Annotated in this window: 17 protein-coding genes; 7 read left to right on the top strand and 10 right to left on the bottom strand. The window is 34.8% G+C overall.

Annotated elements, in window-relative coordinates; genetic code table 11:
* Positions 1-101: 101 nt before the first annotated feature.
* Both ACODSI_RS09700 and ACODSI_RS09695 read right to left on the bottom strand, forming a co-directional pair.
* Complete coding sequence (locus ACODSI_RS09700) at positions 102-1646, bottom strand: Rne/Rng family ribonuclease (protein WP_488916646.1); 1545 nt, start codon at positions 1644-1646, stop codon at positions 102-104.
* Between the two features lie 379 nt (positions 1647-2025).
* Positions 2026-2319, bottom strand: a complete 294-nt coding sequence (locus ACODSI_RS09695) for an HU family DNA-binding protein (RefSeq protein ID WP_035127849.1) — start codon at positions 2317-2319, stop codon at positions 2026-2028.
* A gap of 133 nt (positions 2320-2452) precedes the next feature.
* Here ACODSI_RS09695 and mutY point away from each other — a divergent pair, with 133 nt between their 5' ends.
* The 4 genes from mutY to gldD are packed head-to-tail and all read left to right on the top strand — an operon-like array spanning position 2453 to position 5849.
* Positions 2453-3490, top strand: coding sequence for an A/G-specific adenine glycosylase (gene mutY, locus ACODSI_RS09690; RefSeq protein ID WP_488916645.1), 1038 nt, complete (start codon positions 2453-2455; stop codon positions 3488-3490).
* Between the two features lie 33 nt (positions 3491-3523).
* Positions 3524-3955 (top strand): single-stranded DNA-binding protein, encoded by a 432-nt coding sequence (locus ACODSI_RS09685; protein ID WP_488916644.1) that lies wholly within the window; start codon positions 3524-3526, stop codon positions 3953-3955.
* Positions 3956-3979: 24 nt separating this feature from the next.
* A complete protein-coding gene (locus tag ACODSI_RS09680; RefSeq protein WP_488916643.1) occupies positions 3980-5278 on the top strand; it encodes a gliding motility-associated protein GldE in 1299 nt (432 codons plus the stop codon).
* Positions 5271-5849, top strand: coding sequence for a gliding motility lipoprotein GldD (gldD, locus tag ACODSI_RS09675; protein ID WP_488916642.1), 579 nt, complete (start codon positions 5271-5273; stop codon positions 5847-5849). Before ACODSI_RS09680 ends, gldD begins: the two co-directional genes overlap by 8 nt.
* A gap of 74 nt (positions 5850-5923) precedes the next feature.
* Here gldD and ACODSI_RS09670 read toward each other — a convergent pair whose 3' ends face one another.
* Positions 5924-6301: a heavy-metal-associated domain-containing protein gene (locus ACODSI_RS09670; RefSeq protein WP_488916641.1), complete on the bottom strand. Its 378-nt coding sequence runs from the start codon at positions 6299-6301 to the stop codon at positions 5924-5926.
* Between the two features lie 114 nt (positions 6302-6415).
* Here ACODSI_RS09670 and ACODSI_RS09665 point away from each other — a divergent pair, with 114 nt between their 5' ends.
* Positions 6416-7282: a DMT family transporter gene (locus ACODSI_RS09665; RefSeq protein ID WP_488916640.1), complete on the top strand. Its 867-nt coding sequence runs from the start codon at positions 6416-6418 to the stop codon at positions 7280-7282.
* A 123-nt stretch (positions 7283-7405) separates the two neighbouring features.
* Here ACODSI_RS09665 and ACODSI_RS09660 read toward each other — a convergent pair whose 3' ends face one another.
* Both ACODSI_RS09660 and ACODSI_RS09655 read right to left on the bottom strand, forming a co-directional pair.
* On the bottom strand, positions 7406-9460 hold the full coding sequence (locus ACODSI_RS09660) for an insulinase family protein (protein ID WP_488916639.1): 2055 nt from the start codon (positions 9458-9460) through the stop codon (positions 7406-7408).
* Between the two features lie 11 nt (positions 9461-9471).
* Positions 9472-10803, bottom strand: coding sequence for a M16 family metallopeptidase (locus tag ACODSI_RS09655; RefSeq protein WP_488916638.1), 1332 nt, complete (start codon positions 10801-10803; stop codon positions 9472-9474).
* A gap of 227 nt (positions 10804-11030) precedes the next feature.
* On the opposite strand from ACODSI_RS09655, the gene rplU reads away from it, so the two are divergent.
* Positions 11031-11501: a 50S ribosomal protein L21 gene (gene rplU / locus ACODSI_RS09650; protein WP_488916637.1), complete on the top strand. Its 471-nt coding sequence runs from the start codon at positions 11031-11033 to the stop codon at positions 11499-11501.
* A gap of 23 nt (positions 11502-11524) precedes the next feature.
* The gene (gene rpmA, locus ACODSI_RS09645; protein WP_488916636.1) at positions 11525-11785 is read left to right on the top strand and encodes a 50S ribosomal protein L27; all 261 of its coding nucleotides are present in this window, start codon (positions 11525-11527) and stop codon (positions 11783-11785) included.
* Positions 11786-12058: 273 nt separating this feature from the next.
* On the opposite strand, the gene accC is transcribed toward rpmA, so the two are convergent.
* The 5 genes from accC to ACODSI_RS09620 form a co-directional block, all read right to left on the bottom strand.
* Positions 12059-13405 (bottom strand): acetyl-CoA carboxylase biotin carboxylase subunit, encoded by a 1347-nt coding sequence (gene accC, locus ACODSI_RS09640; protein WP_488916635.1) that lies wholly within the window; start codon positions 13403-13405, stop codon positions 12059-12061.
* Positions 13406-13542: 137 nt separating this feature from the next.
* On the bottom strand, positions 13543-14022 hold the full coding sequence (gene accB / locus ACODSI_RS09635; protein ID WP_488916634.1) for an acetyl-CoA carboxylase biotin carboxyl carrier protein: 480 nt from the start codon (positions 14020-14022) through the stop codon (positions 13543-13545).
* A gap of 26 nt (positions 14023-14048) precedes the next feature.
* Positions 14049-15047, bottom strand: coding sequence for a beta-ketoacyl-ACP synthase III (locus ACODSI_RS09630; RefSeq protein ID WP_488916633.1), 999 nt, complete (start codon positions 15045-15047; stop codon positions 14049-14051).
* 139 nt (positions 15048-15186) lie between these two features.
* On the bottom strand, positions 15187-15381 hold the full coding sequence (gene rpmF, locus ACODSI_RS09625) for a 50S ribosomal protein L32 (protein WP_488916632.1): 195 nt from the start codon (positions 15379-15381) through the stop codon (positions 15187-15189).
* Between the two features lie 9 nt (positions 15382-15390).
* A complete protein-coding gene (locus ACODSI_RS09620) occupies positions 15391-15933 on the bottom strand; it encodes a YceD family protein (protein WP_488916649.1) in 543 nt (180 codons plus the stop codon).
* Positions 15934-15944 lie beyond the last annotated feature (11 nt).

Below are 15944 nucleotides of genomic sequence, written 5' to 3'. Positions count from 1 at the left end.
CGTCACGAGATTTGAGATTAAGAGGAGGAAGCCCAGTGGGCTTCAGGTACTGTCTGTTCTAGTATAAACAAAAAAACGCCTCTCTTTCGAAAGGCGTTTCATTATTTAATTTCTTTTCCTTGATTATCAAAAAAATGATATTCTAGGTACGTGTAAGCGTCACGAGGTATGATTTTCACCCATTTTTTATGTTCAAAGAACCACTTTGAACGTATTGATGGAAAACCTTTTTTAAGGTATGCTGCCACAAAAGGATGTACATTAAGTTTCACTTTTTTGTGGTCTTTGATAATTTTTTCAAGGGAAAAAGCAATCTTATCGATGATTTGAATTGGCGCATCTACATCGCCACTCAAATTATTCGGATTCTCTTCTCTTGTTTCAATATTTACTTCTGGTCTTACGCGTTGTCTGGTAATTTGAACTAATCCAAATTTACTTGGCGGTAAGATTTTGTGTTTGGCTTTATCATCGCTCATTTCCTCTTTCAAGAAATTATATAAAACCTGACGATTTTCAGGGTTTTGCATGTCGATAAAATCGACTACAATAATGCCGCCCATGTCGCGAAGTCGTAACTGACGTGCAATTTCTGCAGCGGCAATTAGGTTCACTTCCAGTGCGGTATCCTCCTGATTGGTGGCCTTGTTAGAACGGTTTCCGCTGTTGACGTCAATAACGTGCAACGCTTCGGTATGTTCTATAATCAAATAAGCTCCTTTACTCATCGAAACGGTGCGCCCGAAAGAGGTTTTTATTTGACGTTCTATATGGTATTTCTCAAATAGTGGCGTGTCGTTCGACTGATAAAACTTCACTATTTTTTGTTTTTCAGGAGCTATTTCGGCTAAATAGTCCTTGGTTTCTTGAAACAACTCTTCATCATCAATTTGAATACTGGTAAAAGTATCGTTAAACACGTCTCGAAGAATAGAAGAAGCTTTGTTAAGCTCTCCCAACACCTTTGACGGATGATGAGCGGTTGGTAATTTTTTACACATTGCAGTCCATCTTGAAATTAAGTTCTGCAAATCTTTTTCTAATTCGGCTGTTTTTTTGCCTTCTGCTACTGTTCGCACAATAACACCAAAACCTTTAGGTTTGACGGCGAGTACCAATTTTTTTAATCGGTCTTTTTCGGCTTTGTCTTCTATTTTTTGTGAAATAGAGACGCGATCTGAAAAAGGGACAAGAACTAAAAATCTACCGGCAAAAGAAAGCTCAGAGCTTATCCTTGGTCCTTTGGTAGAAATCGGTTCTTTAACCACTTGCACTAAAACTGATTGGTTGGCACTGAGCACATCGGCTATAGCACCATCTTTATCAATTTCTTTCTCAAACTGAAAGTTTTTTAGGGAGAAATCTTTTATTTTACCTGCGCTTACAAGTTTTATGAATTTCAAATAAGAAAGTAAGGCTGGACCTAAATCGTGGTAATGTAAAAAGGCATCTTTTTCGAAGCCTACATTTACAAAAGCCGCATTGAGTCCGGGAACAGGTTTTCTGATCTTAGCAATAAAAATATCGCCTACAGAAAAATCGTTTCCTTTTCCTTCTTCTTTGTGTAATTCAATTAGTTTTCCATCTTTTAATAAGGCAAAATCTACAGCATTGTCATCCTTGCGGATGATAAGTTCTTTATTCATGTTGTAAATTTTTATCCATGTTAGGCTGTGGGTTGTGGGTTGTGGGTTGTAGGTTTTCACTTCCAACTTCTAACTTCCAACTTCTAACTTCCAACACAGATGGATTAAACATTTTTTACAGGTTTTTTACCCGAAGAAATTTATTTGTCAGTTTCAGTTTGTAGCTAGCAGACTGCTAACTGATACTGAATACTGTTGACTAAATCTCATTTTCAATGAACGTTTAAAAAGAAAAAAGTAGTTTAAAACTACTTTTTCTTTTTGTGACGGTTAGCTCTCGCTCTTTTTTTACGTTTGTGCGTGGCTACCTTATGTCTCTTTCTTTTTTTACCGCTTGGCATAGGTTACTATTTTGTGATTAATAAATAAGTTTTTAAAACTAAACTGCAACTTCAGTTTTAGTTTTTACTCCTTCTACGAATACTTTTGCAGGTTTAAATGCAGGAATATTGTGTGCAGGAATTTTAATTGTAGTATTTTTTGAAATGTTTCTACCTGTTTTTTCTGCTCTTGTTTTGATAATGAAGCTACCAAAACCTCTTAAGTAAACATTGTCTCCATTCTCTAATGAAGTTTTTACTTCTTCCATCAATGCTTCAACTGTAGATTGAACATCTCCTTTTTCAAGACCTAATTTTTCTGAAATTTTAGCTACGATATCTGCTTTCGTCATTTTCTTTCGTATTTAATATTTATGTGTAATTTTTTGAGTGTGCAAATATATGAATTAAAAAAACAATATTTCAAGTATAATTGATTAAAATTTAATCACATAAAGATTTACTTTTGTTCACCTAAAATTATTTATGGATTTTTCTAACTCATTACTGCTTTGGTATTTACAAAACAAACGTGATTTGCCTTGGCGAAATACAACAAACCCTTATCCTATATGGCTTTCTGAAATAATGCTTCAGCAAACCCGAGTAGCACAAGGATTGCCTTATTTCTTGGCTTTTACAGAGGCTTTCCCAACCGTTTTAGATTTGGCGAAAGCCGATGAAGAGCATGTTTTAAAACTTTGGCAAGGTTTGGGCTATTATTCTAGAGCTCGTAACATGCACAAAACAGCTCAAATTATTGCTTTTGAACTCGACGGAAACTTTCCAAACAACTATAATGACCTGTTGAAATTAAAAGGAATTGGCGAATATACCGCCGCTGCAATAGCCTCTTTTGCTTTTAACGAAGTGGTTCCAGTGGTTGACGGCAATGTTTTTAGAGTACTTTCGCGCTACTTTGATGTTACCACTGATATTGCATCAAGTGGTGCTAAAAAAGAATTTACGGCTTTGGCTGCTGAGTTAATTCCAAATGATAATCCAGCGCTGTTCAATCAAGCGATCATGGAATTTGGAGCTTTGCAATGCGTACCCAAAAACCCGAAATGTGAACATTGTATTTTCAACTCAAGTTGCGCCGCTTTGCAAAAGAAAAAAGTGGCCGAACTGCCTGTAAAGACTAAAAAAACTAAAGTTACGAATCGCTATTTTAATTATATCGTTTTTTTGGATGATGACCATAATACTATAGTACGAAAACGAACTGAAAAAGGCATTTGGCATAATTTATATGAATTTCCAGTCATTGAAGCGGATGAGGAGCTGAATTTTGACAAGGTAACAAGCATCATTTACAATTGTTATTCTGAACTTGAAATTTCTGCTATTAGTTTGTTTAATAACGAACAAATAATCCACAAACTTTCCCATCAAAAATTACACATTAACTTTTATAAAGTGAGAGTGTCAAAAAAAATATCTGATGGAATATCCTTGAATTTATTGAGAAATTTTCCTTTTCCGATAGTAATTTTCAATTTTATTGAAAAGTATTCTATTTAATTTGTATTTTTGGTTATCTCAAATTGATTTATTATGAACGGGACATTAAATAAAGTTATGTTAATTGGTCACTTAGGTGACGATCTAAAAATGCACTATTTTGAAGGTGGCAATTGCATTGGACGTTTTCCATTGGCTACCAATGAAATATATATTAACAAAACAACTAACGAGAAAATCACTTCTACCGAGTGGCACAATCTTGTAGTGCGCAACAAAGCGGCTGAAATCTGTGAAAAATACTTAACCAAAGGCGATAAAATATACGTAGAAGGTCGAATCAAATCACGTCAATGGCAAGCAGAAGACGGAACTACCAAATATACGACTGAAATTCAAGTAACCGAATTCACCTTTTTGAATGTTAAAAAAGACATGGATTCTAATAGACACATTCCATCTTCAGAAGCAAAAAATAGTAATTTTGATGCTTCTTCGCCAATCGAAAACGACATGCCGTTTTAATTTGTTTAACTAATTGAATTAGATTTGGACCCAGAGCCCAGTTTTAATACCGTTTCAACCTTAGACACCCATTTACTTTTCGGAATAATTGGTATTCTCGTTTTGCTTTTTTGCACAGCAATGGTAGCGGCATCAGAAGTTGCTTTGTTTTCTTTGACACCTCAAAACCGAAACGATTTAGCTCAAAAAAATGCTTCGAAAGCAAATTCAATCAATGAATTATTGTCTAAACCCAAAAAAACATTGGCTACCATATTGGTTGCTAATAACTTTTTACACATTTCCATTGTAATCCTCTTCTCCTTTTCACTCGACACTGTTTTTTCTACTATAGCTTCACCAATTTTAAAATTTATAGTTGAAGTCGTTTTGGTAACCTTCTTAATTTTGTTGTTCGGCGAAGTATTACCTAAAATTTATGCCAGCAGGAACAACATGAAGTTTGCTTTATTCATCATTTATCCGTTGTTGTTTTTAGACAAATTGCTTTCGCCAATTAGCATCCCAATGCGTGCTTTTACCCTTTTTATTCAAGAAAAGTTAGGCAAACAAAAAACCAATTTTTCAGTCGATCAATTGTCGCAAGCTTTAGAACTAACTTCCACAGAAGACACCACTCAAGAAGAACAAAAACTTTTAGAAGGAATTGTTTCTTTTGGAAATACCGACACCAAACAAGTCATGAGTCCAAGGATTGATATCTTTGCGCTCGAGATTGACGAGACTTTCGCGGATATTTTTCCGAAGATTATTGACAAAGGCTATTCACGAATTCCGGTGTACCGGGACAATATAGACCATATAGAAGGCGTTCTCTTTGTGAAAGATTTGATTCCACACATCAATAAAAAAGAATTTGATTGGAAAGCCTTGCTTCGCGAACCATTTTTTGTTCCAGAAAACAAAAAACTAGATGATTTGCTAAAAGATTTTCAAAGCATGAAAAGTCACTTGGCCATTGTGGTGGATGAATACGGCGGCACTTCGGGATTGGTTTCCTTAGAAGATGTTATCGAAGAAATTGTAGGTGATATCAGCGATGAATTTGACGATGAAAACATCAATTATTCTCAAATTGACGATAAAAATTATTTATTTGAAGGAAAAATAAACCTAAAAGATTTCTACAGAATTATTGATGTTGACCAAGATTCTTTTGAAATTAGAAAAGGCGAAGCCGAAACCTTAGCGGGTTTCATCTTAGAAATACTGGGTAATTTCCCAAAGAAAGGTCAAAAAATACACTATGAAAACTGTTTATTTACCATAGAAGTAGTCGATAAAAAAAGAATAAAACAAATAAAAATAACCATTGATGGGTAAAAATTTTAACTATTTAATTGGAATAACATTAGCGTTTAGCGGATTGCTTTTTACAAGTTGTAAAGACGATGTATTGCCTAAACCACCAAGTCAGTTGCGACTTGACTATCCAATAGCCAAATACGATGCTTTTGAAAATCATTGTCCTTTTACCTTCAACATGAATTCGGAGGCTATCATTAAAGAAGAAAAAGATTGTGGATTTACAATTTCGTATCCGAAAATGAAAGCAACCATTTATTTAACGTATAAACCCGTCAATGGAAACATCGACAAATTGCTAAGAGACGCTCAAAAATTGACATACGAACATGTAATTAAGGCCGATGATATTTTGGAACAACCTTATATCAATCCGAATTCGAAAGTATACGGTATGTTTTATAAAGTTTCTGGAAACGCAGCTACCAATGCCCAATTTTATGCCACTGACAGTCTAAAACATTTTATAACAGGTTCGGTGTATTTTTATGCCAAACCCAATTTCGACTCGATAATGCCGGCAGCCGATTACATCAGAAACGACATGCAAACGCTGATGGAAACCTTAAAATGGACCCGAGACCGTTAGGGCGAACGGAGCGAAGCTAAATAAAAAAAGGAACTCGAAATTGAGTTCCTTTTTTTTATTGTTGAATTATATAATTACGCTTTTGTTCCTGTTTTTACATTAGAAACTTTATAAGTTTGCCCGTCACCAGTGGTTTCAACTGCTTTGACCAAATCTTCTGATTTTAGTTTATCCAAATCAAAGTTAACCGTAGCTTGTTTTTTATCGAAATCTACTTTCGCATTTTGAACGCCGTCTATTTCAGATAATTTTTTTTCAATAGTTTTAGCACAACCTTCAGGACAAGTCATACCGTCTATAGTAAACGATGCCGTTTCTGGTTTTGTAGCCGCAGCAACTTCTTTTTTAGCTGAGGCTTCTGGTGCTTCAGCATCCATAGTTTCATTCTTTTTACAACTAACAAAAAGTGTAGTTGCTATAGCAAGTCCAATAATAGATTTTGAAAATTTCATGTTCTATTTTTTTAGTCGTTTGTATTTCAATAAATTCTGAGGGACAAAATTACACTATTTTTTATATGACAATTCATAAAATTATGTCAAATTTGTTCATTCAAAACTTAAATTATGCCAACCAAACAACTCAAATGGTCTTTATTACTAGCATTAGCCTTAATTTGGGGTAGCTCTTTTATATTGATTAAGAAAGGATTAGTAGGCTTATCGCCATATCAATTAGGTGCGCTTCGCATTATATTCACATCCCTATTCTTGTTGTTGATTGGGTTTAAAAGTTTGACAGAAATCAAGCAACACCAATGGAAATACATTGCCATTACGGCTTTGTTCGGAACTTTTTTACCTGCCTTTCTTTTTGCGATAGCCGAAACCCAAGTGAGTAGTTCGATTTGCTCGATATTAAATTCACTTACACCTTTAAATACTTTATTGATTGGAATAATAGCCTTTGGAATGGCCTTTAAAAGAAGTCAGTTTATTGGTGTTGTAATCGGTTTGATTGGGACTGCTCTTTTAATTTTTAGTGGTAAAAATCAAGGTTCGAGTGAAAATTACACTTATGCTATTTTGGTGATTATTGCTTCAGTATGTTATGCTTTGAACGTAAATTTGATTAAAAAATACTTATCTGACGTAAAACCTTTGAGCATCACTACTGGAAATTTTACAGTAATGCTGATACCTGCTTTAATCGTGTTGTTTTCGACTAATTTTTTAGATATTGTTGCTTTCCCTGCTACCCAGCATTCGATGCTTTTTATTTTAATTTTGGGAATTGTAGGCACTGGTATTGCTAACATTTTGTTCTTCAAATTAATTCAAATGTCCTCACCAGTTTTTGCTTCATCGGTTACCTATTTAATTCCGATTGTAGCATTCTTTTGGGGGCTGTTGGATCATGAAATGTTAACCCCGTTTCAATTTCTTGGTGCGTTTATTATTTTGGTTGGTGTGTATTTGGCCAATAAGAAATAAACTGAAACTTCAACATTGAATATTCAATATTTTTTGAACTTGGAATTCTCAACAACGAATTTTGAATTTTGAAATAAAAAAGACCGCCAGTACTGACGGTCTTTTTATTTATGTTACTTCTGATTATTGAAAATCGGCATCGGTAACACCTTCGTTAATTTTAACTTCGGTTACTTTAATCTCAATATCTCTACCTTGCGACATTACAATCATGAACGGCACTTTAATTCCTTTAACATCTTTGTAATCACTATAGGTAACGGTTGAAGTCATTTTTTGACCATTTCGTTCAGAAGTTGTAGAAGTCATCAATTTCAAACCGGTTTTTACATCATAATATAAATTTGATTTTCCGTTTTTAACCACATAGGCATCGGCACCGTTTATAGGCTCAATTCCGTCTAATACCACATCTGCTTTATTGGCCAACACCAATTCTTCAAAAGTCGTAGCCGTCGCTTTTTTCTCAGCAAATTCTTCTGGAGTCAAATCTTTTTTCTGACCTTGAGAAGCGATATAACCCGATTTGTCTCCAATAACTTGTTTAGACAATTCCATCATACCAACCAATTCTAGTTTAAAGAATGTTCTTCCTTTGACATCTTTTTTAGAAACATACGAAAGTGGTGCTGGAGCCCCTTCAATTTCTGAAGTTCCAGTAACAAAAACGGTTTTTACACCAGCAACAGCTTTGGCACCACCAATAGCATTGATGTAGTTGTCCATTACCGTTTTAACCGTTACACCAGCAGGCGTTGGTTTTTTCATTTTTGGTTTATCGGTTGGATTTCCAAATTTATCAAAATAGAAAATCGGAATATTCAATTTCTCTAAACCAGGAATCACATCGGCACCTTTTCCAGTAACTAGAATTCTCATGTTATCGGCAAGAACGTATTTGTTCATCACTCGCATCACGTCATCAGCAGTTACAGCCTGGATTTTTTTGATGTAATTTTCGTAGAAATCAGCTGATAATCCTTCGGTTTCAATGTTTAAGGCATAACGAGCCACCGTTTGAGGTTTTTCAACATTCATAACGAAACGGCCTACATAACCTGCTTTCACATTATTTAAGGCTTCATCGGTAACTTTTTCGGAACGAATTCTCTTAATTTCTTTGATGAATTCAACCACTGCGCTATCGGTAACCATGTTTCTCACTTGCGAATTGGCTTTAAATTTACTTACTGTATATTTATTTACTCCAATACTAGAACGCGCACCGTAAGTCCAACCATGAGCTTCACGAAGATTCATGTTTAAATAACTGTTGAAGTCACCACCTAAAACTTGATTCGCAACAATTACAGGAAAATAATCAGGGTCCGATAATTTTAAATCAACGGAGTTTACCAAAGAAATTTCAGACTGAACGGCATTTGGCATGTCCACAAAATTAATTTGTGTGTATTGTACATTACTTGGTGCCGTATACGAAACTTGAGGCGCTTTTCCTTTTACCCAAGCACCAAACAATTTCTCCACCATTTTCTTAGTATCCTTGAATTTTACATCTCCAATAACTACTAAATAAGCGTGTTCAGGTACGAAATACGTATTGTAATGTGTTTTTACATCGGCTAAAGAAACATTTTTAATAGTAGCTTCAGATAAATATTCTCCAGCTGGATGATTTTTACCATATACCAAAACATTTTCAACACGACCTGCAACAACGGTTACATTCTTTTCTTGTGTTTTTAATCCTTCAATTAATTTGTCTTTTTCTTTATCAAATTCTTCTTGAGTGAAGTTCGGATTCAAGGCTCCGTCTGCCATTAACTCTAATAATCTTTTAGAATATTTAGACAAACCGCTCGCAAAAGCACCGTCGGTACTAAAGTTGATATCGGCACCTAAAAAGTCGATTTCTTCATTAAAAGCATCTTTAGAAATTTTTACAGAACCGTTTCCAATTAAACTTCCTGTCAATTCATCTACTCCTTTTTTATCGCCTTCGGTATAAGGAGCATTATCCAATTGTAAACTAAATGATACTCTTGGCAATTTATGATCTTCTACAACTAATACTTTTAGTCCGTTTGGCAAGGTAAACGAAACTGGTTTTTTGATATTAATCGATGGAGCTGGTCCTGGTTTTGGTTGTGATCTGTCTTGTGCTTGCATAGTGATAGTTAAAAACAAGCTTGATAATATGATTAGTGATTTTTTCATCGTAAGTAATTTTATTTATTGTCAGCTTTGTCTTTGGCAGGAACGTAATCTAAGAGTAATCTTTGATTTGGGTTTAGGTATTTTTTAGCCACTTCTCTAATCTCTTCACGAGTGATGGAGTTGTACATATCAATTTCGGTGTTGATTAAATTCACATCACCATACAATAGATAATAAGTAGCCAAATTATCTGCAATACCTTCAACACTTGCGTTGCCACTTACATATTGATTTTCGTATTTGTTTTTCAATTTTTGAAGGTCGTTTTCAGAAATCAACTCCGATTGAAGTTTTACAATTTCTTCGTCTACTTCTTTGATTAAATCTTTAGAAGTAAATTCGCCTTGAGGCATTCCGTAAAGAATGTAAGTTCCGTAATCTTCTTGATTGTAACTAAAAGCGCCAATTTGCAACGCCATTTTTTTATCGTCCACAATCTTTTTGTACAATTTAGAACTTTTACCATCGCTTAAGTATGTAGAAATAAAGTCTAACACACGTGCATCACGTGTTTTCATCGAAGGCGTTCTGTAAGCCGCAACCACCATTGGTTTTTGAATGTTTGCATCTTCAAAAGTGGCATTGATAGGTTGCGTAATTGGATCTTCTACAAATGTTTGACGCACAATAGCAGGTCCTTTTGGAATAGAACCAAAGTATTTTTCAATCCATTCTTTGGTTTGAGTTGGATTACTAATATCTCCAGCAACAATTAAAACTGAGTTGTTTGGAATATAGAATTTTTTATTAAATGCTTGAAATTCTTCTAGTTTAGCAGCATCCAAATGATCCATCGAACCAATTGTAGTCCAACGGTATGGATGTTTAGTAAACATATATTTTTTTACTTGCGGAATCAATTGCCCATACGGACTGTTGTCGTAACGCAATCTTTTTTCTTCTTTAACCACTTCGTTTTGAGTATCCACACCAATTTGGTTGATAACTGGGTGTAACATACGTTCTGATTCCATCCACAATCCTAATTCTAAATTGTTAGAAGGGAATACTTCATAATAATACGTTCTGTCTTCAGTAGTATTGGCATTGTTTACGCCACCATTAGAAGTAACAATTTTAAACCATTCACCACGTTTGATGTTTTCTGTTCCTTCAAACAAAAGGTGTTCAAAAAAGTGAGCAAAACCGGTTCTATCGGGTTGTTCATCTTTAGCACCCACATGGTACATAACCGAAGTGATTACTACTGGTGCTGATGGATCGTTATGCAAAATAACGTGCATTCCATTGGATAAATCATATTCCTCAAAAGCTACCTTTTGGGCATGAGCTGTTCCTCCTAGCATAAGCATTGAACTTAAAGCGATTAAAGATTTTTTCATAAAAAACTATATAAAATTTAGTTGTATAGCACCATTAGTGGTCTAATGGTTTTTTTTGTTACACAAAAGTACTTTTTTTATTGGTTTTAGGTAACGGATTTATACGAATCTTACAAAATTTACAAGTAACTGATTATTAAGTCAAAACTTTTTTAAAATTAGCGTTGCATGAGAAATATTAATTTGTATATTTGCAACCTTAAAATTTTTAACTAAACAAATTTGTTATGTACGCAATCGTAGAGATAGCAGGGCAACAATTTAAAGTAAGCAAAGACTTAAAGGTTTATGTTCACCGTTTGGCTAACGAAGAAGGTTCAAAAGTTTCTTTTGACAAAGTTCTTTTATTAGACGATAACGGAAATGTAACTTTAGGCGCCCCAGCTATAGAAGGTGCTTCAGTAGAAGCAAAAGTGTTACAACACTTAAAAGGTGATAAAGTAATTATCTTCAAAAAGAAAAGAAGAAAAGGTTACAAGAAAAGAAACGGTCACCGTCAAAGTTTCACACAAATCCTTATTGAAGGAATTGTTGCAACAGGTGCTAAAAAAGCAGCTCCTAAAAAAGAAGCAGCTCCAGTAGTTGAAACAGTAGAAGAAGTAGCTGCTCCTAAAAAAGCTAAAGCTCCTAAAGCTGAAAAAGCAACAGACGAAGCAGCAGCTCCTAAAAAAACTAAAAAAACAGATAGTCAAGAGTAATTAACTTATAAAACCAAAACATCATGGCTCACAAGAAAGGTGTCGGTAGTTCGAAGAATGGTAGAGAATCACACTCTAAACGTTTAGGCGTTAAGATATTTGGTGGTCAAGCTGCAATTGCTGGAAACATTATCGTAAGACAAAGAGGTTCTAAACACAATCCAGGTGAAAATGTTTACATGGGTAACGATCATACTTTACATGCTAAAGTGGATGGAATTGTGAAATTTCAGAAAAAAGCGGATGATAAGTCGTTTGTTTCTATTATTCCTTTTGAAGCATAATCTAAAATCCTTTAGATACTTAAAAACCCGTTCAGCAATGAGCGGGTTTTTTATTATTCTTTTTTTTAATAGAAGCGAACGGTTTGGACTCTTTTGCCATCCTTATTCCTGCTGTTCGTTGCAATAAACTCTGCTAGTTTATTTTCACTGCCATCAGGGCTAGACAGCAATGGTCTTATGCAAATCAGTAGTTCTAACAAGATCGAACAAATAAAAAAACCATCCGAATTAACGAATGGTTTTATCATCTAAACTTGTTTTCAGATTTTTATATTATTCTACATCTTTCATTTTGAAAGTTTCCATAAACTTAGTAGTGTAATTTCCAGCAACATAATCCGGTTCATCCATCAACTGTCTGTGGAATGGTATTGTAGTTTTAATTCCTTCAATATAAAACTCATCCAAAGCACGTTTCATTTTACTGATGGCTTCTTCTCTGGTTTGCGCCGTTGTAATCAACTTAGCAATCATCGAATCATAATTTGGCGGAATCGTATATCCTGCATACACATGCGTATCTAAACGCACTCCGTGTCCTCCTGGCGCATGTAAAACGGTAATCTTACCTGGCGATGGACGGAAGTCATTATACGGATCTTCTGCATTGATTCGGCATTCTATCGCGTGCAAATTTGGATAGTAATTTTTCCCTGAAATTGGCACACCAGCCGCAACCAATATTTGTTCACGAATCAAATCGTAATCTACCACTTGCTCCGTAATTGGGTGTTCTACTTGGATACGCGTATTCATCTCCATAAAATAGAAATTTCTATGCTTATCTACTAGAAATTCAACTGTTCCTGCGCCTTCGTATTTAATATACTCGGCCGCTTTCACAGCAGCTTCTCCCATTTTATTTCGCAATTCATCGGTCATGAATGGCGATGGCGTTTCTTCAGTTAATTTTTGGTGGCGTCTTTGAACCGAACAATCTCTTTCCGAAAGATGACATGCTTTTCCGTAAGAATCACCAACCACTTGAATTTCGATATGGCGTGGCTCTTCGATTAATTTCTCTAAATACATACCATCATTACCAAAAGCAGCCGCTGACTCTTGACGAGCACCTTCCCAAGCTTTTAATAAATCTTCTTGTTTCCAAACAGCACGCATTCCTTTTCCACCACCACCAGCAGTTGCTTTTAGCATTACTGGATAGCCAAATTCACTTGCCAATTGTTCCGCTTGCTCATACGATTCTAAGATTCCAACTGAACCTGGCACACAAGGCACACCCGCTTCAATCATGGTTGATTTTGCCGAAGCCTTATCTCCCATTCTATCAATCATTTCTGGCGAAGCACCAATAAACTTAATGCCGTGTTCTTGACAAATTTTTGAAAATTTAGCATTTTCAGATAAAAAACCATATCCTGGGTGAATTGCATCTGCATTGGTAATTTCTGCAGCCGCAATAATATTTGACATCTTCAAATAGGATAAATTACTTGGAGGCGGACCAATACAAACGGCTTCGTCTGCAAATTTAACGTGCAAACTTTCTGCGTCTGCAGTAGAATAAACCGCTACGGTCTTGATGCCCATTTCTCTACAGGTTCTAATTACACGAAGTGCAATTTCTCCTCTATTGGCAATTAATATTTTTTTAAACATCTTTTATGATTAGATTGTTAGACAATTGGAATGTTGGATTGTTAGATTGTGAAGTAATTTTACTGACGTTCACGAATTGGATTATTAGAATTTTGAAATCTAATAATCTAAAAAATCTAATAATCTAATAATCTAAATTATGATGGATCAACTAAGAATAAAGGTTGATCAAATTCTACTGGAGACATATCGTCTACAAGAATTTTCACAATTTTCCCAGAAACTTCAGCTTCAATTTCGTTGAATAATTTCATAGCTTCCACTACACAAAGAACATCTCCTTTACCAATTGAAGAACCTACTTCAACAAAAGTTGGTTTGTCTGGAGCTGGTTTTCTATAAAATGTTCCAATCATTGGTGATTTGATAGTGATGTATTTTGAATTATCATCTGCTGCTGGTGCTACTGGTGCTGCAGGAGTTTGTGCTACTGGAGCAGGCGCTGCTTGAGGAAGTGCTTGTTGCATCGGCGCTTGTTGCACATAGGTGATGTCTGGTGTATTTCCTTCCAAAGTAGTTCTGATGGTAATTTTAACATCTCCAGTTTCTAACTTTACTTCGGCTACACCCGAATTAGATACAAATTTGATTAGGTTTTGAATTTCTTTTAAATCCATAATATTATTTGTTTTAGTTTATAGTTTTATTGTTTGTTGTATGCCCATTTAAGGTAAATAGAACCCCATGTAAATCCGCCACCAAAAGCAGCAAAAATAAGGTTATCTCCTTTTTTAAACTTATCTTCAAAATCACTCAACAACAACGGTAACGTTGCCGAAGTAGTGTTTCCGTATTTTTGAATGTTTACCAATACTTTTTCTTCTTCAACTCCCATTCTGGAAGCTGTTGCATCAATAATTCTTTTATTTGCTTGATGCGCAACCAACCAATTTACGTCTTCTTTGGTTAAATTATTGCGTTGCATAATCTTCTCACTAACATCGGCCATGCCAGAGACAGCATACTTGAAAACTGTTTTTCCATCTTGAAAAACAAAATGCTGACTATTTTCTACGGTTTCTTTAGAAGCAGGTAAAATAGATCCGCCAGCATCAATTTTTAAATATTCTCTACCAATTCCATCCGAACGCAAATATTCATCTTGCAATCCAAGTCCTTCATAATTAGGTTCAAATAAAACGGCACCTGCACCATCCCCAAAGATAATACAAGTAGCTCTATCGGTGTAATCTATAATTGACGACATTTTATCGGCACCAATTAACAACACTTTTTTATATCTACCCGATTGAATGTAGGCAGCAGCGGTTGACATTCCATAGAGAAAACTTGAACAAGCAGCTGACAAATCGTATGCAAAAGCGTTTACCGCTCCAATTTGCGTGGCAACATAAACACCTGTAGTGGCAACAGGCATATCTGGTGTTGCGGTTGCCATTATAACCAAATCAATTTCTGCTGGGTCTAAATTGGCTTTTCGAATTAAATCTTGTGCGGCTTTAATTGCTAAATAAGACGTCCCTTTTCCTTGTTCCTTCAACAATCGTCTTTCTTTGATTCCAGTTCTTGTAGTGATCCATTCGTCATTGGTATCAACCAAGGTTTCTAAAACCTGATTTGAAAGGACAAAATCTGGAACATAACCACCAACAGCGGTGATTGCAGCTGTAATTGTATTCATATTACTATTTTATAATCTCTTAAAAAATGAAATTTTAAAAGAGGTGGAATTTACAAAAAAATATTTAGTTATAATTAAATTTTACAAAAAACAAAAAACTCTCACAGTGTGAGAGTTTAAATGTAAACTTAAATATAAATTAGGCAACAGCTACTGATTTATCAATAACTACTTGACCTCTGTAATACATTTTACCTTCATGCCAGTAAGCTCTGTGGTATAAATGTGCTTCTCCAGTAACTGGACAAGTAGCAATTGTAGCTGCAGTTGCTTTGTAATGTGTTCTTCTCTTATCTCTTCTTGTTTTCGAGATTTTTCTCTTAGGATGTGCCATTTTACTATATTATTTATCCGTTAATAGTTGCTTTAATTTGTCCCAACGTGGGTCGGTATTTTCTTCTTTTTTACTCTCTTTTTTTTGTTCTTTTATTGTAAGTTTTGTAAGTTTTTCTAATGTTTCTGTTTGCAAAGTTCCATCTTTAATTCCTGGGTGAACTCTTTTTAACGGAACCGAAAGCACAATCATTTCATAAATATATTGTGATACATCTATTTGATGTTCGCCGTGTGGCAATATCAACAATTCTTCATTATCATTATTAAACTCTTCTCCAAAACTAACTACTAACTTGATTTTTCCTTTTATAGGTAAATCAAACATTTCGTTTGTTAAATCACAAGGCACATGAACTGTTCCTTTGTGTTTGAAGGCAAGCTCCAACATGGTGCTTTTTTTTTCTAAAACTACATTTACTTTGATATCACAATCTTCATATTCGTGATAATCAAACTTATCAAAGAACGATTTTTTAATCTCAAATTCAAATTGATGTTTGCCTAACTTTAATCCAATAAACGGAATTAAAAATTCATTTGTAACTTTCATCATTTCATCAA

Source organism: Flavobacterium sp. FG139 (assembly GCF_057809695.1).
This window is presented reverse-complemented; position numbering and strand designations above follow the sequence as displayed.